Annotated in this window: 17 protein-coding genes; 5 read left to right on the top strand and 12 right to left on the bottom strand. The window is 71.8% G+C overall.

The genetic code is table 11. From position 1 onward, the window contains the following. Positions 1 to 627: 627 nt before the first annotated feature. The 6 genes from cobA to ITP53_RS10105 all read right to left on the bottom strand — a co-directional run bounded on the left by cobA (position 628) and on the right by ITP53_RS10105 (position 7,450). Complete coding sequence (cobA, locus tag ITP53_RS10130) at positions 628 to 1,860, bottom strand: uroporphyrinogen-III C-methyltransferase (RefSeq protein WP_195895075.1); 1,233 nt, start codon at positions 1,858 to 1,860, stop codon at positions 628 to 630. Between the two features lie 79 nt (positions 1,861 to 1,939). Then, the gene (gene speB, locus ITP53_RS10125) at positions 1,940 to 2,935 is read right to left on the bottom strand and encodes an agmatinase (RefSeq protein ID WP_207755739.1); all 996 of its coding nucleotides are present in this window, start codon (positions 2,933 to 2,935) and stop codon (positions 1,940 to 1,942) included. A gap of 40 nt (positions 2,936 to 2,975) precedes the next feature. Further along, positions 2,976 to 4,085, bottom strand: a complete 1,110-nt coding sequence (cobT, locus tag ITP53_RS10120) for a nicotinate-nucleotide--dimethylbenzimidazole phosphoribosyltransferase (protein WP_195895073.1) — start codon at positions 4,083 to 4,085, stop codon at positions 2,976 to 2,978. A gap of 115 nt (positions 4,086 to 4,200) precedes the next feature. Beyond that, the gene (locus tag ITP53_RS10115) at positions 4,201 to 5,040 is read right to left on the bottom strand and encodes a sirohydrochlorin chelatase (protein WP_195895072.1); all 840 of its coding nucleotides are present in this window, start codon (positions 5,038 to 5,040) and stop codon (positions 4,201 to 4,203) included. A gap of 69 nt (positions 5,041 to 5,109) precedes the next feature. Beyond that, positions 5,110 to 6,285, bottom strand: a complete 1,176-nt coding sequence (locus ITP53_RS10110; protein ID WP_195895071.1) for a bifunctional cobalt-precorrin-7 (C(5))-methyltransferase/cobalt-precorrin-6B (C(15))-methyltransferase — start codon at positions 6,283 to 6,285, stop codon at positions 5,110 to 5,112. A 64-nt stretch (positions 6,286 to 6,349) separates the two neighbouring features. Continuing rightward, positions 6,350 to 7,450: a GNAT family N-acetyltransferase gene (locus ITP53_RS10105; RefSeq protein WP_195895070.1), complete on the bottom strand. Its 1,101-nt coding sequence runs from the start codon at positions 7,448 to 7,450 to the stop codon at positions 6,350 to 6,352. 76 nt (positions 7,451 to 7,526) lie between these two features. Between ITP53_RS10105 and ITP53_RS10100 the strand changes: the two genes are divergently transcribed. Next, positions 7,527 to 7,934 (top strand): DUF2795 domain-containing protein, encoded by a 408-nt coding sequence (locus ITP53_RS10100; protein WP_195895069.1) that lies wholly within the window; start codon positions 7,527 to 7,529, stop codon positions 7,932 to 7,934. Between the two features lie 3 nt (positions 7,935 to 7,937). Next, entirely contained in the window at positions 7,938 to 8,957 is a 1,020-nt protein-coding gene (locus ITP53_RS10095; protein ID WP_195895068.1) for a baeRF2 domain-containing protein, read from the top strand. Here the strand turns inward: ITP53_RS10095 and ITP53_RS10090 are convergent. The 3 genes from ITP53_RS10090 to ITP53_RS10080 all read right to left on the bottom strand — a co-directional run bounded on the left by ITP53_RS10090 (position 8,947) and on the right by ITP53_RS10080 (position 11,791). Continuing rightward, the gene (locus ITP53_RS10090; RefSeq protein WP_407941219.1) at positions 8,947 to 9,519 is read right to left on the bottom strand and encodes a LutC/YkgG family protein; all 573 of its coding nucleotides are present in this window, start codon (positions 9,517 to 9,519) and stop codon (positions 8,947 to 8,949) included. The two genes, ITP53_RS10095 and ITP53_RS10090, sit on opposite strands and share 11 nt — an antisense overlap. A 98-nt stretch (positions 9,520 to 9,617) precedes the next feature. Then, a complete protein-coding gene (locus ITP53_RS10085) occupies positions 9,618 to 11,063 on the bottom strand; it encodes a lactate utilization protein B (RefSeq protein ID WP_195895067.1) in 1,446 nt (481 codons plus the stop codon). Beyond that, positions 11,060 to 11,791 (bottom strand): (Fe-S)-binding protein, encoded by a 732-nt coding sequence (locus ITP53_RS10080; RefSeq protein ID WP_195895066.1) that lies wholly within the window; start codon positions 11,789 to 11,791, stop codon positions 11,060 to 11,062. The genes ITP53_RS10085 and ITP53_RS10080 overlap by 4 nt, the downstream gene beginning before the upstream one ends. A gap of 85 nt (positions 11,792 to 11,876) precedes the next feature. Here ITP53_RS10080 and ITP53_RS10075 point away from each other — a divergent pair, with 85 nt between their 5' ends. After that, positions 11,877 to 12,578: a FadR/GntR family transcriptional regulator gene (locus tag ITP53_RS10075; RefSeq protein WP_195895065.1), complete on the top strand. Its 702-nt coding sequence runs from the start codon at positions 11,877 to 11,879 to the stop codon at positions 12,576 to 12,578. Here the strand turns inward: ITP53_RS10075 and ITP53_RS10070 are convergent. After that, entirely contained in the window at positions 12,572 to 14,008 is a 1,437-nt protein-coding gene (locus ITP53_RS10070) for a sulfatase family protein (protein WP_328814343.1), read from the bottom strand. The two genes, ITP53_RS10075 and ITP53_RS10070, sit on opposite strands and share 7 nt — an antisense overlap. 80 nt (positions 14,009 to 14,088) lie before the next feature. Here ITP53_RS10070 and ITP53_RS10065 point away from each other — a divergent pair, with 80 nt between their 5' ends. Next, a complete protein-coding gene (locus tag ITP53_RS10065) occupies positions 14,089 to 15,090 on the top strand; it encodes an LLM class F420-dependent oxidoreductase (RefSeq protein ID WP_195895064.1) in 1,002 nt (333 codons plus the stop codon). An 89-nt stretch (positions 15,091 to 15,179) separates the two neighbouring features. On the opposite strand, the gene ITP53_RS10060 is transcribed toward ITP53_RS10065, so the two are convergent. Both ITP53_RS10060 and ITP53_RS10055 read right to left on the bottom strand, forming a co-directional pair. Beyond that, a complete protein-coding gene (locus tag ITP53_RS10060; RefSeq protein WP_195895063.1) occupies positions 15,180 to 17,132 on the bottom strand; it encodes an FtsX-like permease family protein in 1,953 nt (650 codons plus the stop codon). Further along, positions 17,129 to 17,812: an ABC transporter ATP-binding protein gene (locus tag ITP53_RS10055; protein WP_195895062.1), complete on the bottom strand. Its 684-nt coding sequence runs from the start codon at positions 17,810 to 17,812 to the stop codon at positions 17,129 to 17,131. The genes ITP53_RS10060 and ITP53_RS10055 overlap by 4 nt, the downstream gene beginning before the upstream one ends. 92 nt (positions 17,813 to 17,904) lie before the next feature. On the opposite strand from ITP53_RS10055, the gene ITP53_RS10050 reads away from it, so the two are divergent. Beyond that, complete coding sequence (locus ITP53_RS10050; protein WP_195895061.1) at positions 17,905 to 18,552, top strand: response regulator; 648 nt, start codon at positions 17,905 to 17,907, stop codon at positions 18,550 to 18,552. Positions 18,553 to 18,591: the final 39 nt, after the last annotated feature.

Genomic DNA, 18,591 nt, shown 5'->3' with positions numbered 1-18,591 from the left:
GATCCTTGCGGGGGGCCGGGCCGCCGAGCGCGGCGGGTCGCACGAAGAGCGACGGCCGCTCGGACGCACCCGAATCCGCGCCGACGCCGCCCGTGCCGGCATCACCACCAGGGCTGCCCGCATCCTCGAAGGACGAGCCGGTGCCACCAGTGGACCTGCCAGTGTCTCCGGCCGACCTGCCCACATCAGCGCCGAGCCTGCCAGCGTCAGTGGCGGTATCAGCGGCGGACCTGGCGGTGTCGGGGCCGGACCTGCCCGGGTCGCCGGGCCTTCTGGTGGCAGGGCCGCGATCGGGCGTGGCGCCTGGTTTCGCGGGGCGGGAGCGAGCTGTGAAGAGGCTTGGCCTCTCGGGCTCGGGGGGCTCGTCGGACGCTCCAGCCCGCGAAGAGGCCGCAGGCGGCGAACCTGCGGACTCCCCGGGTGAGGGACCCGCACGGTCCGAGGGGCCCGGTCCGTCCCTTGAGTCGCCCTTCCCCCGCACGCCCTCGGCGCCGTCGGAGGCGCCGTCCAAGGCGTTGTCGGGGCCGTCGTCGGCCCGGACCTCGGTCAGGTCTTCGTCCGTCACCGACGGGAAGCCCAACGTCTGCTCCCCGGGTGACTCGTGTCGCCCATCATCCATGGCCGTGTTCACGGCAAGCGCTCCGCTCGAACCATCTCGACCTCCTGGCCGACCCTTACGACGTCGCCGACGATGACGATCGCCGGCGGCCGTATCCCAGCCGCGGACACGCGGTCGGCCACGGTGGAAAGCGAAGCGATGACCGCCCGCTGGGTCGGAAGGGTACCGTCCTGTACCACCATTGCGGGAGTCTCCGCCGAACGTCCTTCGCGAAGGAGCACCTCGGCCACCTTCGCCAGCCGCTCGACGGCCATCAGCAGCACCAGCGTGCCCTGGGAACGGGCCAGCGCGGGCCAGTCGACGGTTGACTTGGGGTCGTCGGGCGCGACGTGCACGGAGATCACGTGGAACTCCTGGCTGACTCCTCGGTGCGTCACCGGCACCCCGGCCGCCGCGGGCACCGCGACGGCGCTGGTGATGCCGGGCACCACGAGCACGGGGATGCCGGACCGGGCGCAGGCGATCATCTCCTCGCCGCCCCGCCCGAACACGAACGGGTCGCCCCCCTTGAGCCGCACCACGAACTTGCCCTGCCTGGCGCGGTCCACGAGCAGCTCGTTGATGGTGTCCTGGGACAGCGCCCTGCCGTAGGGGACCTTGGCGGCGTCGATCAGCTCGACGTCGGGCGCCAGCTCGTCGAGCAGGCCGCGCGGCGCGAGCCGGTCGGCGACCACCACGTCGGCCTGCGCGAGGAGTTGCCGCCCGCGCACCGTGATCAGACCGGGGTCACCTGGCCCGCCGCCGACGAGCGCCACACCGACCGGTTTCGTGCGGTTGCGCCGGGCGTCGACCGTGCCGTCGCGTAGCGCGCCGACGACCGCGTCCCTGATGCCGGCGGCCCGGCGCGGGTCGCCGCCCGCGGTGACGGCCACGCTGATCTCCTCGACCCGGCCGGAGGCGGGTGTCCAGGCGGCGGAGGCGTCCTTGTCGTCGGCTCGCACGCACCACACGCGTTTGGCCTCCGCCTCCGCGGCGACCGCCGTGTTGACGGACCTGTCGTCGGTGCAGGCCTGCACGAGCCAGGCCCCGTCGCAGTCGCCGACCTCGTAGGGCCTGGCGTGCCAGGTGACCCTGCCCGCGGCGATCAGGTCGTCGAGGGCCGGAGTCACACCCGGCGATACAACGGTGACCTCCGCACCGGCCTCTAGCAGCGCGGGAACTCGCCGCTGCGCGACGCGGCCGCCGCCCACGACGAGGACCCGGCGGCCGGAAAGCCGCAGGCCGAGGAGGTAGGGACCCATGGGGGAAATCTCCCGTTCGCGAAGGTTGTGTCAAGAGGCAAACCTACCGGCTTCGCATGCGTCATTTGCTGCGCACGGGTTAACGACCGTCAAGAAGAGGCTGCCGAGGATCCCAGCGAGGCCCGCCCCCATCGTCCTTACGGCGTCTGGCCATCGCTGACAGCGCTTCAAGGATAACCCGGTTTCCGAGGTAGGCGGTGATGTCCGCGTGGTCGTACGCCGGAGCCACCTCCACCACCTCGATCCCGACCACGGGAAGCTCGTAGCAGATCCTGCGTACGGCGTCGAGCAGTTGCCTGGCCGTCAGCCCGCCGGGCTCGGGCGTGCCGGTCCCCGGCGCGTGGGCAGGATCGCAGACGTCGATGTCCACGGACAGAAAGATCTGGTCGCATTCGTCGAGCGCGATCCCGAACGACTCCGTCAGGCACTCCTCGAGCCCCCGGGCGACGATCTCGGTCATCTCGTAGGAGCGCATGTTCTGGCCGGCCATCCAGTCGAGCGTCTCCGGGCCTGGCCAGTAGCCGCGCAGCCCGATCTGCAGGAATCTGTCGCCGCGGATGGCGCCGGACTCGATGAGCCGCCGCATCGGCTGGCCGTGGCCGTACAGGTGGCCGAAGCTGATGTCGCCCGTGTCGGCGTGCGCGTCGAAGTGGATCATCGAGGTACGGCCCGCCGCGTACGCCCGCGCCGTGCCCCGCGCGTCGGGCAGCGCGACGGTGTGGTCGCCGCCGAGCACCAGCGGGACGGCGCCGGAGGCGGCGATCCTGTGCACCGCGTCCTCGATCGCCGCCAGTGAGCCCTCGACGTCGCCCGAATAGCACTCGACGTCACCGGCGTCCAGCACGCGCAGGTCGCGCAGGGCGTCCACGCGCAGGGCCAGGCTGGGCCTGGACCCGTCGTGCGGCAGGTAGCACGCCTGCCGCAGCGCCTGCGGGCCGAACCTGGCGCCGGGCCTGTTGCTGGTGCCGCCGTCGAAGGGCGCACCGATGATCACCACGTCGGCGTCGTGGTAGCTCGCCGGATCGTTCACATCGCAACGGTCCACGCCCAGGAACGTGATATCCGGGCCGTACATGGGGCCATAACGGGACACCGCTCACCTCCGGCCCCCATCATCACACGGGTTTCTCGGTCACCCCCGCCGAGTCGAAGGTGGCCACGTCGTGCATCACGCGTACGGCCGCGCAGACGATCGGGTACGCCAGCAGCCCGCCGCTGCCCTCGCCCAGCCGTAGCTCCAGGTCCACCAGCGGGCGCAGCCCGAGGTGCGTGAGCGCGACGGCGTGGCCGGGCTCGGAGGAGCGGTGGCCTGCGACGCAGTGGTCGGGCGCGGCGGGGTCGAGCGCGGCGGCCACGAGGGCGGCGGCGCCCGCGATGACGCCGTCGAGGATCACCGGCACGCGGGCCGCCGCGCCGCCCAGGACGAACCCCGCGATGGCCGCGTGCTCGAACCCGCCGACGGCGGCCAGCGCCCGCAACGCCTCGCCCCCGTCGGGTGGCACCGGCTCCCCGGACGCGGAGTGCAGTCCGTTGGTACGGAGGGCCTCCCGCACGACGTCCACCTTGCGCGCGTACGTCTCGTCGTCCACCCCCGTGCCCCGGCCGGTCACCTCGGCCGCGTCCCGCCCGGCGAAGGCCGAGATCAGTGCGGCGGACGCGGTGGTGTTCGCGATGCCCATGTCACCGGTGATCAGGCAGCGCGCCCCGGCCGCCACCAGGTCGCGGGCCACGGTGATCCCCGCCTCCAGCGCCCTGACGGCCTGGTCGGCGGTCATCGCCGGGCCCCGCGACAGGTCGGCGGTGCCGTATCCGATCTTGCGCTTGACCAGGCCGGGGGCGTCGGGCAGATCGGCGGCCACGCCGACGTCCACCACAGTCACCGGCACGCCCGCCTGCGCGGCGAAGGCGTTGGCCACCGCGCCGCCCGCGAGGAAGTTCGCCACCATCTGCACCGTGACCTCCTGCGGCCACGGGCTGACGCCGCGCGCGTGCACGCCGTGGTCGGCGGCGAAGATGGCCAGCGCGGCGGGGGCGGGCGTGGGCGGCGGGCTGGCGCCTGCCGCGCCGGCCAGGCGTACCGCGACCTCCTCCAGCACGCCGAGCGAGCCCTGGGGCTTGGTGAGGCGATCCTGGTACGCGCGGGCCTCGGCGAGCGCCAGAGGGTCGGCGGGACGGATCGCGGCGAGCGTCTCAGCGAGCACGACGTGCCTCCTGTTGCTGTTCATGGTGTCCGCCCAGCCGGGGTCACGGGACGAGCTGAGCGCTTCCTCGTACCAGTCCGCCCAGCCGGGGTCACGAGACGAGCTGAGCGCTTCCTCGTACCAGTCCGCCCAGCCGGGGTCACAGGACGAGCTGGAGCGCTTCCTCGTATCGGTCGATCACGACGTCGGCCAGGGTCTCGCAGTCCCCGATCACCTCGGCGCAGCGGATGTCGAGGTCGGGGTGCCCGGCGCCGTACGACAGCGCCTGCGCCCACACGCGCTCCAGCAGGCCGCCGGCGAACAGCAGGTACGGGACCACGATCACGCGCTTGGCCCCCAGCCGCCGGCAGCGCTCCAGCCCGCCGGGCACGCCCGGAGGGGTGACCGACACGAACGCGGTCTCCACGGTCATGAAGTCGTAGGCGTACGTCTCCCAGAACAGCCGGGAGACCCTGTGCACCTCGGCGTTGGCGGCCGCGTCCGTCGAGCCCTCGCCGACCAGGACGACCGCGGTCTCCCCCGGCTCGACGTGCGGGTGGATCTCCTCGACCGGCAGGGCCTCGACGGCGCGCAGCCGGGGCCTGGCGCCGGCCAGCTCCAGCGGGCGCGGTTTGATGATCTCGGCGGCGGCCTCGTTGAGCCGCTCGGCCAGCAGCGCCAGCACGCGCGGGTCTGGCCCGAGCGGGCGGCCGGAGTCGTACATGAGGGTCGGGTGGCGCTGCTGCTCGAGCGCCATCGCGGCGCCGAAGCTCACCCTGCTGAGGCTGAGCGGCAGCGCCACGAACCGGTGGTGCCCCCTGGCGACCAGCGAGGCCACGGAGTCGCTCAGCCGTGGGGTGGCCCGCTCCAGGTAGCCGCCTGAGACGTCGGCGGCCGTCTGGTCGAGGCGGCAGCGGAGCCGGTGGACGAACCTGCCGAACTCCGCCGCGTAGGCGTCATCGTGTGAGCCCTGCCCGATCAGCAGGAGCGGCGGCTTCATGTGAGGGATTCTCCGGTGCGGTAGACAAAGTCACGCGAGGATAACCGATGCGCACCGGTACGGAACAGGTCACCCGGTGTGCGCGGGTGTCGCGTGCACGACGAAGACGGGGTCGGCGGCGGTCAGGCGGTGGGAGCCGTCGGGCCCGACGGTCAGCTTCGACGCCAGGATCTGACTTCCCTCCCCGTGGTAGCCCTGCTCGCGCAGCCGGTCGAGCACGGCCGAGACCTGCTCGACCTTGCTGAGCGCGCACACCAGCGTACGCGGGCCGCGGGCGGCGCACGCGACGATGACGTCCGGGCCGCCGCCGCCCACGTAGACCGCGTCGGGGTCGGGCAGCGGCTCCAGCGCGGGCGGCGCCTGGCCCCTGGTCAGAGCCACTTTGACGCCGTGTTCGAGCACGTTGGCGCGCAGCTTGGCGCAGGACTCCTCCTCGCGTTCGACGGCCATGACCGCGGCGCCCATCCTGGCGCACTCGACGGCGATCTCGCCCGCGCCCGCGCCCACGTCCCACACCAGGTCGCCGAGCCTGGGACCCAGCTTGGCCAGGATGAACGCCCTGACCTCAGGCGCGATCCCGCTCCCGAACGGCAGCGCCCACTCGGCGGGGCCCGGCTGCGCGCCCGCCACCCAGCTCGGCTCCTTGGGCTGGTGCAGCGGATCGATGACGAGGACCACGTCGGGGTCCTTCCACGGCCTGGTCGTGGCCTCGCCCATGCGGCTGTGCGTGACCCGCTCGTCGGGCCCGCCCAGGTCCTCGCAGACGATCAGGGCGCGCGGCGTGGTCGGGGCGAGCTCCCTGGCGACGTCGCCCGGGCCGGCGCCGGGCGCGACGAGCACCGCGACCTTGGGGTGTGCGCGGCAGGCGTTCACCGCGCGGGCGAGCTGGTGCGGGCCCGAGGGGGCGACGACGAGCGCGTCCTCCCAGTTGAGGCCGGCGCAGGCGAAGGCGCGGGTGACCAGCGAGGTGGCGGGCAGCACGTCGGGTTTGAGGCCGTGCGCCCGCAGTGTGCGTACGACGCCGAAGAAGCCTGGATCGCCCTCCGTGAGCACGACCGCGGGGCCTTCGCCGTGTTCGAGATGGTCGTCGAGCGCTTCGAGCAGCGAGCCGTCGGCCGCCGTCGGCGCGGTGAGCTTGAGCCGGCCGAGAACGGCGTCGGGACCCACGACGAGCCGCGCCTCGTGCAGCTTGGCCATCGCCCTGGCCGAGAACTCGGATCCGTCCCAGCCGACCACCGTGATCATCGCGCCTCACCGTCCTCACCTCAAGGGTGACGGTTGCGAGGAGGATTCACAAAGGGTTCTGAGGTCAGTCCGGTGTGCCCTCACGCCAGGCCAGGTCGGACGGGATGAGGCTGAAGACGACGAGGTCCTCGCCGCCGAGGGATGCCCGCGCGACGCCCTCACGGACGAAACCCGCCTTCTCGGCCACCCGCTGGGAGGCGGGGTTCGTCACGGCGGCACGCAGCTGGAGCCGGGCGAAGCCGTGCCGCTCGAACAGCCAGCGCGCGACGGCCAGCACGGCCTCGCCCGCGTACCCCCTGCCGCGGGCCCACGGGGCGGTCATGTAGCCGATCTCGGCCGTACGGTTGTTCCAGTCGAGGTCCCTGATGTCCACGTTCGCGGCGAAGCGCCCGGTGGCCGTCTCTTCGACGGCCCAGGCGAGGCCCGTGCCGCGGACGCGCATCCGTTCGGAGAGGTCGATGAACCCGCGCGCGTGCTCCTCGGTGTAGCCGCGCGGCACGCTCGTCATGTCCTGGGTGAGCGGGTCGGCGCCGGTCGCGGCCATGTCGGGGGCGTCCGCGGCGACGGGCTGCCTGAGCAGCAGCCTCTCGGTACGCAACTCCATCCTCGGCAGGAGTTCGCCGGGCACGCGGCTGTCGTCGCGCAGGAGGCCGAACATGACGAGGTCGTGCGGCCCGTCGTCCTCCATGACCGCGGCCCTGAGCACGCCTTCCCAGGTGAAGCCCGCTTTCTGGGCGACGCGGAGTGAGGCCGTGTTGTCCAGGTTGGCGGTCAGGTCGATCCTGCGCAGGTCCGTGGTGTCGAACACCCAGCTCACCAGCCCGCGTACGGCCTCCGTGGCGAGGCCGCGGCCGCGGTAGAGGGGGTGCACGGCGTACCCGACCTCGGTCGTGCCCGCGCTCCACGAGGTCTTGAACAGGCTGATGGCGCCCATGACGACGCCGTCCGCGTCCGTCATGGCGAGGTGCAGGCCCTGGCCGGAGCGGCGCAACTCGTGCGCGCCCGTCGAGAGCCACCGCGCGACGCCGGACGCCTGTGCGGGCGCGCCTGGCGGGAGGAACCGGACGCCGGACTCCACGACGGTGCGGATCCTGGCCGCGTCCTGGACCCCGAACGGGCGCAGCACGAGCCGTCCGGTGGCGATGCTCACATCGGGGTGGAACACGCTGCGCAGGCTACACAGTCGCGATGTTTGCCCGCGAAAGCAGGGGTAGGGGCGCGGTGAGAGGAGTGAGGGAGCCATGGAACGTGGGAGCGACAAGCACAATCCCCGCCTGGACGAACAGCAGAAACACGAGGACGAGGGCATGGTGCGCGGCGGCGGGACGACGCACGCCGAGGAGTGGAAGGACCCCGAGGCCATGCCGTCGCCTGGCGAGGAGTCGATGCGGTCGTACCCGCCAGGCCACGAGCCAGGCGCTCCCGCGGGCATGACGCAGCGTGACGTCGATGTCCGCAGCGACCTGGCCAAATGGCTGAGCGACACCCATTGGCCGGTGTCCAAGGGGCAACTGCTGGAACGCGCGCGCGACCACGGCGCGCCCGATGAGATCCTCGACATGGTCGAATCCCTCCCTGAGCGCACTTACACGAACATGGCGGACATCGCCCAGGCCCTCGGCATCGGCGTGGAGAAGCGGAGGTGGTGACCGGTGCGGCTCGACTTCATCAGGCCGCTGTACGAACGGAAGGGCCCCTACGCCTCGGTGTACCTGGGCGCTCTCACGGGTCCTGAGCGGAAGACACACTGGCACAGCGTGCGCGACCGGCTCGGAGAGTGCGCCGGGGACGCCAAGGCCACCCTCGACGCCTTGGAGCAGGAGGCCCTCGGCGCCGCCGCCGGCCGGGCGCTGTTCGCCACGCACGGTGACGTGGTGCTGGCCGAGTCGCTGGCGCGGGCGCCGTACGAGCTGGCCATGTGGTCTCCGTTGCCGCACGTCACGCCCATGCTCATGCGCCGCGGCGAGAACGTGCCGCACATCCGGGTCATCGTGGACCACGCGGGGGCGGAGCTGACCGTGTTCGGCGGCGCGGTGCCGCGCCGGACCACCGTGGAGGCGGCCACGTGGCCGCTGCAGAAGACCGCGCAGGGCGGCTGGTCGCAGAAGCGGTACGAACGGGCGGCGGACGAGGCGTGGGAGAAGAACGCCGTCGCCGTCGCGCACGAGATCGACGAGCAGGTACGCCGCATCGGCACCGAGCTGATCCTGGTGGCGGGGGAGCCGAAGTCGCGCTCGTACCTGATGCACCATCTCGGTACGAAGTCCGCGGACCGGGTGGTCATGGTCGAGCACGGCAGCCGCTCCAACCACGGCCAGTTCCAGGAGGACGTGGAGCGGGCGCTGGACGACTGGCTCGACCAGAGGCGGGCCAGGTTGCTCGCCCGCCACGAGGAGTTCGCCGGCCCCGTCGGGATGGCCCCGGTCGCCCACGCACTGCGTGAGGGCAGGGTGCTGGCCCTGCTCATGCCCGGCGAGCTGCCGCAGCCGGCCTGGATCGGCGAAGGCGGCACCCAGGTGGCCACCGATCCCGACGAGCTGCGCCGATGGGGCGTCGAGCATCCGGTCCAGGAACGCTCGGACTCCGCGCTGGCCAGGGCCGCCGCCATGACGGACGCGGAGCTGTACTTCACCGACGCCGTCTCCGACGTGGCCGCCGTGCTCAGGTACTGATGATCACTTCGAGGGTCCTGGGGCCGTGCACGCCCTCGACCCGGTTCAGCTCGATGTCACTGGTGGCCGACGGGCCGCTGATCCAGGTAAGCGGCCTGGCCGGGTCGAGCCTGGCGACGGCCTCGGGCACGCAGGACACGATCTGGCCGGCCCGCACCACGCACAGGTGGTAGTCGGGGACCAGCGTCTGCGCCCTGGTCCCCTGGCCGGGACCGTGGTCCAGGACGATGGTGCCGGTCTCCGCGACGGCCACGGCGCAGCCGGTGACCACGCCGTCGGCCGTGTTCAGGTCGGTCCAGCCACCGTCCCTGTCGAAGCCGTCCGGCACGATCACGCGGCGATCGCCGATGATCTGGTCGATCCTGGCAGGCACCTCGGCCGACGGGATCACGTGCACGATCGCCCGGTAGTCGTCGACCCGCTCGGCGAACAACGCCACGAGATCCTCGACCTGCTGCGTCGTACGGTAGTCCCGGGGGATCTCCACGTCCCCGGCGCGGGCGACCGCCTTGCCGATCCTGGCGAGAATCTCCTCACGCGCCCCCATCACGCTCCTGCCCATGGGTCACTCACCACTCCTCACTCGCTCCGCGGAGTCTCTCCTCCGTCGAGCCTCCACTGCGCTCGCTGCGTCGGGTTCGCTCCCTGCCCATAGGTCACTCACCACTCCTCACTCGCTCCGCGGAGTCTCTCCTCCGTCGAGCCTCCACTGCGCTCGCTGCGTCGGGTTCGCTCCCACCACTCTCTGAATGATTCTTCCGGAATATCGGGCAGGTTCCTGGTGTCGGTCCACGCGGACAGCGGTCCCGGCAGTCGTTTCGGTACGAGTTTGCGCAGGCGGCCGGCCGCGCGCTGGGCTTTGGCGAGCCGGGTGTGGTCGTCGAGTATCCAGCCGGCGACCTTCATGCCCGCCCGCTCCGCCGCCGCGTGCGGGGCCTTGGCCCGCAGGTCCACCAGCACCTCGGGGATGTCGATGGCGACCGGGCACACGTCGTAGCAGGCGCCGCACAGGCTGGAGGCGAACGGCAGCGACGCGTCCAGCTCCGACGACATCCCCCTCAGCTGCGGGGTGAGGATCGCGCCGATCGGCCCGGGATAGACCGAGCCGTACGCGTGCCCGCCCGCCCGCTCGTAGACCGGGCACACGTTCAGGCAGGCCGAGCAGCGGATGCAGCGCAGCGCCTGGCGGCCGACCTCGTCGGCGAGCACGTCGGTGCGGCCGTTGTCGAGCAGGACCAGGTGGAAGTCCTGGCCCTCGACGGCGCCCGTCCACATGCTCGTGTACGGATTCATCCGCTCACCCGTGGAGCTCCTCGGCAGGAGCTGGAGGAACACCTCCAGGTCGCGCCAGGACGGCAACAGCTTCTCGATCCCGACGACGCTGATGAGCGTCTCAGGGAGGGACAGGCACATGCGGCCGTTGCCCTCCGACTCCAGCACGACCAGCGTGCCGGTCTCGGCGACCATGAAGTTGGCGCCGGAGATGGCGACCTTGCTTCTGAGGAAGCGTTCGCGCAGGTGGAGCCGGGCGGCTTCGGTCAACGCGGGTGGGTCGTCGGTCAGGTGCTCGGGGACCTTGGGCATCTTGTCGAGGAAGATCTCGCGGATCTCCGACCGGTTGCGGTGGATCGCCGGGACCAGGATGTGGCTGGGGAAGTCGTCGCCGAGCTGCACGATCAGCTCCGCCAGGTCGGTCTCGTACGCCGTGATCCCGTGCCCGGCCAGCGCCTGGTTGAGCTCGATCTCCTGGGTCGCCATGGACTTGACCTTGACCACCTCGGTCTCGCCGGTGGCCTTGACCAGTCTCGTGACGATGTCGTTGGCCTCGGCGGCGTCCCTGGCCCAGTGGACCGTGCCGCCCGCCCTGGTCACGGCCTCCTCGAGCTGGACCAGGTAGCGGTCGAGGTTGCGGAGCGTGTGGTCCTTGATCGCCTTGCCGGCCGCGCGGAGCTCCTGCCAGTCGGGCAGCTCGCCGACGACGCCGGCGCGCTTGTCCCGGATGGTGTGCGTTGCCTTGCGGAGGTTGTACCGGAGTTGAGAGTTCTGCACGGCTTCCGCAGCGTTTTGCGGGAAATTTCCGGGCATGCCGAGGAATGTTGCGCTCATTGGGCCTCCTCCGTTGACGCGAGGATCTCGGCCAGGTGCATGGTCCTGACGCCGGTCCGCTGGCGGCTCAGGGTGCCGCCGATGTGCATCAGGCACGAGTTGTCCGCCGCGCACACCACCTCCGCGCCCGTGTCGAGGATGCTGCGCGTCTTGTCGGCGCCCATCGCGGCGGAGACGGCCGGGTTCTTGACCGCGAACGTGCCGCCGAAGCCGCAGCACTCCTCGGCTCCGGGCAGCGGCACCAGCTCCAGGCCCCTGACCTTGCCCAGCAGCCTGGTGGGCCGGTCGGCCAGGCGAAGGCCGCGGAGCGAGTGACACGTCGGGTGATATGTCACCCGGTGCGGGAAGTATGCGCCTACGTCGTCGGTCTTCAGGACGTCGATCAGAAACTCGGACAGCTCGTACACCTTTGGCGTGATCTCCGCGATCGCCGCCGCTCCCCTGCTCCCGGGGCGCGCCAGCTTTGGGTACTGCTCGCGCACCATGGCCGCGCACGAGCCCGACGGCGCCACGACGGCGTCGTAGCCGGCGAAGACCTCGGTGAAGTGGCGCGCCAGCCGCACCCCCTCCGCGCGGTAGCCCGTGTTGACGTGCATCTGCCCGCAGCACGTCTGGGCGGCGGGGAAGTCGACGTCACAGCCCAGCCTGCGCAGCAACGACACGACGGCCTTGCCGGTGCCGGGGAAGAGCGTGTCGTTCACGCACGTGATGAACAGGGCGACTCGCACGGCTCTCCTTCCGAGTATGGTCGGACCACAGTATGGTCAGACCATACCGAATACCATCATTTCCGGCCACCATGGGGGAGGCTCGTTGGACGGCAGCGGCTGGCGTCCCGTCAAGCGAACGCGCACGTTCGAGGACGTCCTCGCACAGATCGAGCGGCGCATCGCCGAGGACGGCCTCACGGTGGGCGACCGCCTGCCCGCCGAACGCCTGCTCGCCGAGCGGCTCGGCGTCGGCCGCTCGTCGGTACGCGAGGCCCTGCGCGTGCTGGAGACCCTCGGCGTGGTCTCCTCGCAGGCCGGTCGGGGCCCGGACGCGGGGGCGGTGCTCACCTCGCGGCCGGAAACGGCGCTGGCCGGCCTGCTCAGGCTGCACCTGGGCCTGGCCGGCCTGGAGTTGCGCGAGGTGATCGACACCCGGCACATGATCGAGCAGTGGGCCGCCGCGGGAGCCGCCGCCGCGAGAGCCGACACCACAGCGCTCTCCTCGGCCCTTTCCTGGATGGACGGGGCGACGACGTCGGAGGAGTTCGTGGAGCACGACACGGCCTTCCACTGCGCGATCGCGGACGCGTCGGGCAACCGGCTCATCGCCGCCATCATGCGATCCCTACGCGACTCGATGCGGAGATACGCGGTCGAAGCGGTCGAACGCCTGGGCGACACGTCGATCCTGCGCGCCGACCACGTACGCATCCTCGGGGCCATCGAGGCCGGCGACCCGGATGAGGCCTCCCTGGCGGTCTCCGAGCACCTGGCGCACGCGTACCCATCGCTCTTCGATCACTGAGGCTGAAGGGAGTCGGCTTCCCTGCACGTCGCGCCCGAGCAGGCCGCCATCGCCCGCAGCAGACCCTCCAGCCGGGTCACCAGCACGGGATCGGCGCAGTCGGCCAGGTTGTACAGCTGGTACGGGTCCGCGGCGAGATCGTAGAGCTGCCTCTCCCCCGTGTCGTAGCGGACGTAGGTGTAGCGGTTGGTGCGCAACGCTTGATAGGCGGGCACCGGAGTCTGTGCCCCCGACGACGGGTTGACCGGCCTGACGAACTCGATCAGCGTGTGCTTCCGCCACTGCTCGGGCGGCCGGCCCCGCAGCAGCGGCGCCAGCGAGCGGCCTTCCGCGAACGGCGGCGCCTTGGCCCCGCCCAGCTCCGCGAACGTCGGCGCCAGGTCGATCGTGACCCCCATCTGGCGGATCTTGGAGTCCGCCTTGACGCCGGGGCCGCGGACGACGAGCGGGACCCTGATCGCCTCCTCGAACGGAGTGGTCTTGCCCTGTGGGAGCCGGCGCGTGCCGAGATGGAAGCCGTTGTCCGAGGTGAAGAAGATATAGGTGTTGTCCAGCTCGCCCTTCTCGCGCAGCGCCTCGATCACCGTCCCCACGAGGTCGTCCACGCCGAGCATGGACCGGAGCCTGGCGCGGAACCGCTCGTCGATCCGGTCCCGGCCGGCCTCCGAGATCCACGGCCTGCTCCGCAGCCAGTGGGGCTCCCTGCTCACGTCCTCCTGGTTGAACGACGGCGGCCGCGGTGCCGTGACCAGCGGGAAGGCGCCCGCGTGCCGGACGGCCGGATTGGCCGGGTTGTGCGGCCCGGTCGGCGTCAGGAGGAGGAAGAACGGCTGCTTGGACCCGGCGATGAAGTCGCGTGCCTTGCGGGCCAGCACGTCGGACAGATAGTCCTCCTCCGACCAGCCGTAGTCGAACAGGCCGCCGTTCTCGTTGAGACGGTAGCCGTACTCGTCGTAGAGGGCGCGCACCGGCACGGCCCACTCGTTCCAGCCCGGTGGCACGAACGCCGGCTCGGCCGTGGCGCCCGGATAGTGGTTGAGGTACTTGCCCATGAGCGCCGTGCGGTATCCGGCCTGCTGCATCCAGGTGCCGACGGTGGAACGTTCCAGGCCGAGGGTGTGGAAGCGGTCGAAGCCGCCTTCCGGCGCGGTGTTGGTCAGCACGCCATGGCTGTGGACGTACTGGGAACGCAGGATGGACGCCCTGGACGGACAGCACCAGGAATTCGTGACGAAGAAGCGCTGGAACGAGGCGCCCTCGCGCACCAGATGCCGGGTGATGTTCGGGAAGTACGGCAACGTACCGGACTCGAGGTCGTCGGCCATGACGACGACGATGTTCGGGCGGGACGCGCTCACGGCCGCCATGGGCTCAGCTGCCGGCAGCAGGAGAAGCAGCAGGCAGACGAGACGACAGAGACGCTTGAGCACAGACTGTGACTTCCCCGGAACATCCCATTGACACTCTTGCCGGACGGCACCGTAAATAGAACTTACTTCCGGAGGTGTCCATGAAGCTCGGTTTGAACCTCGGCTACTGGCAGCGCCACGCGGACGACGCGACCGAGTCGGTGCTGGCGGCGGAGCGGCTCGGCTACGACTCGGTGTGGACGGCGGAGGCGTACGGTAGCGACGTTTTCACGCCGCTGGCCTGGTACGGAGCGCGTACGAGCCGGATCAGGCTGGGCACCTCGATCGCGCAGATCTCGGCCAGGCCGCCGGTCACGACGGCGATGACCGCGATGACCCTCGACCACCTCACCGGCGGCCGCCTGCTGCTCGGCGTGGGCGCCTCCGGGCCGCAGGTCGTGGAGGGCTGGTACGGCCGGCCGTTCGCCAGGCCGCTGGCCAGGACGCGCGAGTACATCGACATCATGCGCCGGGTGTGGCGCCGCGAGGAGCCGGTGACGAGCGACGGCGCCCACTACCCGCTGCCGCTGCCGGGCGGCCTGGGCAAACCGCTCAAGCTCATCACCCATCCACTCCGCGCCGACATCCCCATCTATCTCGGGGCGGAGGGCCCCAAGAACGTCGCCCTGGCCGCCGAGCTGACCCAGGGCTGGCTGCCGCTGTTCGTCCACCCCGCCAAGATCGAGGAGATGTACGGCGACGCCCTCGCGCACGCCTCCGCGGGCTTCGACGTGGCGGCCATGGTGACCGTGGTGATCTCCGACGACGTACGCGCCGCGCTGGACGGCGTGAAGCTGATGCTCACGCTGTACATCGGCGGCATGGGCGCCAGGCGGCGCAACTTCCACGCCGACGTCATCGGCAGGATGGGGTATGCGGAGGCCGCCGAGCACATCCAGGCGCTCTACCTCGCCGGGCGCAAGGATGAGGCGTTCAGGGCGATCCCGGACGAGCTGGCCGACGGGATCTCGCTCGTCGGCCCGCCCGCGCGGATCAGGGAACGCCTCGAACCCTGGCTCAAGAGCCCGGTCACGAGCCTGCTCGTCATGGGCCCGCGCGACGAGCCCTCACTGAAGCTGATCCGCGACCTCGTCCTCGGCTGAGCCCCCGGCCGAGCGCCCGACTGAGCACCCCCGCCGAGCACCCCGGTCGAGTGCCCGGCTGAGCGCCCCGGTAGGGCGCCCGGCCGAGGTCAGTCGGGGCGTGGGGCCGGGTCGGCGGTGACCGAGCGCAGCAGCGGCCGGCTCAGCGCCCCCGCCCCGATCACCCCGGCGAACCCGGCGACCACGCACGTCACCAGCGTGACCAGACCGGCCGTGCTCACCCCGCCCGCCATGAACGGCAGCGCGCAGAACACCCCGGTCAGGATCGCCCCACCGCCCATCACCGACAGCGGGATGAGCGTCTCGGCCCGCCGGGCCCGGTCGAGCACCTCCAGCGGCGTGCCCGCCAGCCGCAACAGCCCGTACGTCTGCCGCCGGTCCAGGATCGACGACATGGCCGTGATCCCCGAGCTGGCGACGGCCACCAGGAACGACACCGACAACACGACGATCGTGCCCACCCGGACGTCGGCCAGGAGCTGGAGGCCGAAGCGCTGGTCGTCGGCCTGTGTCGTCGGGGTGTGGCCGGGGACGAGCCCGGCGAGCGCGGTGCGCGCCCGGTCGACCGTGGGCGTGCCGGCGTGGCTACCCAGGGCCACGGCCACGAGCCGGTTCTGACCGCGTTCCTCCTTCGAGACCCGCACCGTCGCGGTCACGCCCGCCTCCCGCAGCCGGTCGCGGGCCTGGCCTGCCACGGCCTCGGCCTGCTCGACCGGCGCGGCGATCCTGAGCTGCGCGGACTCCTGGCCGTCGCCGAACGCGGACGGGCTGAGCAGGCCGAGGAAGCCCGCCACGAACCCGGTCAGCGCCACTCCGCTGACCGTTCGCCAGGCGGCGCGCGGATCGTCGACCAGCCGGCGCCCCGCGAGCAGCCTGGCGGGCTTGCGGGCGGTCCCCGCCGTGACCCGGCCGATCAGCCCGACCACCCACGGGCCGGCCAGGTTGACGCACAGGAACGCCAGACCGAGCGCGACCGCGACGATCCCGACGCTGGATCCCCTGCTCAGCAGCGGGAACACGGCCAGCGCCGCCAGCAGGGCGAGCACGCGTACGAACCGCATGGCGGGCGGCGTCTCCCGCTTGGCCACGCCGAGGGGGCTCACCACGACACGCCGCAGTCCCGCCACCGCTGACAGGCCCACCAGCAGCGGCACCGCGACCAGCACCACGGCCAGCACCAGCGGGCCGGGGAGCACGTCGGAGACGAACCACGGGCCGCCCCCGATCGCGATGCCGGCCAGCAGGGGCGCGGCCGCGGCGTAGACGGCCGCGCCGAGCAGCGCGCCCGCCAGGGCGACGATCACGGCCTCGGCCACGGTCATGCGGACGACCTGCCCAGGCGTCGCCCCGATCAGCCGGAGAGCGGCCAGCCGCTGGTCGCGCCTGGCGACCGTGAGCCTGGCCGCGGCGCCGCCGAACACCAGCAGCGGCACCACCATGAGCACGCTCGCGACGAGCGTGAGCGCGCGGTACGCCTCGGAGTCCTCCGACGGCGTGCCCGCCAGGCTCGCCACCTCGACGGGGCCCTTGCCGACGATCCAGTCCTGGCTGCGGGCCGCCGTCATCACGGGCGAGTCCGCCTTGTGACCGACGACCGCGACCAGCTCACCCGGATGGACCAGCGCCTCGTCACCGAGCACCCCCTTGGGGTCCGGGTAGCGCCCGGCGAGCTGGTCGGCGGGGAGCTCCCCTGCCAGCTCGGCCAGGGCGGGCGACAACCACACCTCGCCCGGCGCGGGGAAGCGGGGCAGCCCAGGCGGCGCGGGCGCGTCGCCCTTGAGCGCGGCCAGGTCGACGACCGTGATCTCCTTGTCGCCGACGTAGTCGAAGCGCGCCGCCTCGACGGCGACCGCGCCGGAGGCGGCGGGTACCGGGTTGCGCCAGGCGCCGCGCTCACCCCTGGCCGTGAAGGCGAAGTTCACCGCCACGGCGAACAGCAGCAGCGCCGTGGACACCGCGACGGCGCCCAGCGTGAGCCAGGTGCTCAGCAGGCCCTTGCGCCCGCCGCCCTTGAGCAGCCGCCAGGCCAGGTCGAGGCTCACGCGCGCACCCCGCCGACGCCCGTCAGGAGCTGCCCGTCGCGGACCTCGACCGTGCGGTCGCACCAGCCGGCCACGTTCGGGTCGTGCGTGACCACGATGAGGGAGGCGTCGTTGTGCCTGGTCGCCTCCACCAGCAGCCGCATGGTGTCCTGCCCGGTCCGCTGGTCGAGCGCCCCCGTGGGCTCGTCGGCGAACACCACCGCCGGCCTGCTCACCAGCGCCCTGGCGATGGCCACGCGCTGCGCCTGGCCGCCGGACAGCTCCCCCGGCCGCCTGGCCTCCATGGACCGCAGGCCGAGCGGCCCGAACCACTCGCGCGCCTGCCGTACGGCCTCGGCCCTCGGCACGCCGCCCAGCATGAGCGGGAGTGCCACGTTCTCCTCGGCGGGCAGCTCGGGCAGGAGCTGGCCGAACTGGAAGACGAAGCCGAAGCGGGTACGGCGCAGCGCGCTACGTTGCCGTTCGCGCATCGCGTCGATGCGGGTGCCGAGCAGGTGCACCTCTCCCGCGTCCGGCTTCATGATCCCGGCCAGGCAGTGCAGCAGGGTCGACTTGCCGGAACCGCTCGGCCCCATGATCGCCACGGCTTCGCCGGCCCGTACGGTGATGTCCACGCCGCCGAGGGCGACCGTCTGCCCGAACCGCTTGGTCAGGGCCTGTCCAACAAGCACGTCGTTCATGACGTACAGCCTCGCGGCCTGGCGGGGGCCGGGGGATCGGCCGTGCGTCCATATCGGCCTCGTCCGAACGGCCGATCTCTAGAGTTGTGGCCGTGACTATTCGGGTTCTCATCGCCGACGATCAGCAACTGGTGCGCACCGGCTTCCAGATGATTTTGGACGCACAACCGGACATGGAGGTCGTTTCCGCCGTAGCCGACGGGGCCGAGGCGGTGTCCGAGGCGCGGCGGCTCAGGCCGGACGTGTGCCTCCTGGACATCAGGATGCCCAAGCTGGACGGGCTGGAGGTGACCCGGGTACTGGCAGGACCGGGAGTGGAGTCCCCGCTTCGGGTGGTCATCGTCACCACGTTCGACCTGGACGAGTACGTCTACGGCGCGCTGCGCTCGGGCGCGACCGGTTTCCTGCTCAAGGACAGCGGGCCCACGCTGCTGATCGAGGCGGTCAGGGCCGCCGCGGCGGGCGACGCGCTGGTGTCGCCGTCGGTGACGGTACGGCTGCTCCAGCACCTGGCCCAGCCCAGGCGGGCCACGCCCAAGCCGGACGATCCGCTGACCGATCGCGAGCTGGACGTCGTGCGACTGGTGGCGAGGGGGCGTACCAACCAGGAGGTGGCCGGGGAGCTGTTCGTGTCGCTGTCGACGGTGAAGACGCACCTCGGCAGCATCCAGGCCAAGCTCGGTGTCAGAAATCGCGTGGAAATAGCGGCGTGGGCGTGGGAATCCGGCGTGGTGAGCTGATTAACGACGGGGCTCCCGGGATACAAGTGAATCAGAACC

Origin of the sequence: Nonomuraea cypriaca (genome assembly GCF_015645445.1) — a bacterium.
In the GTDB taxonomy this organism is placed as follows: domain Bacteria; phylum Actinomycetota; class Actinomycetes; order Streptosporangiales; family Streptosporangiaceae; genus Nonomuraea; species Nonomuraea cypriaca.
This window is presented reverse-complemented; position numbering and strand designations above follow the sequence as displayed.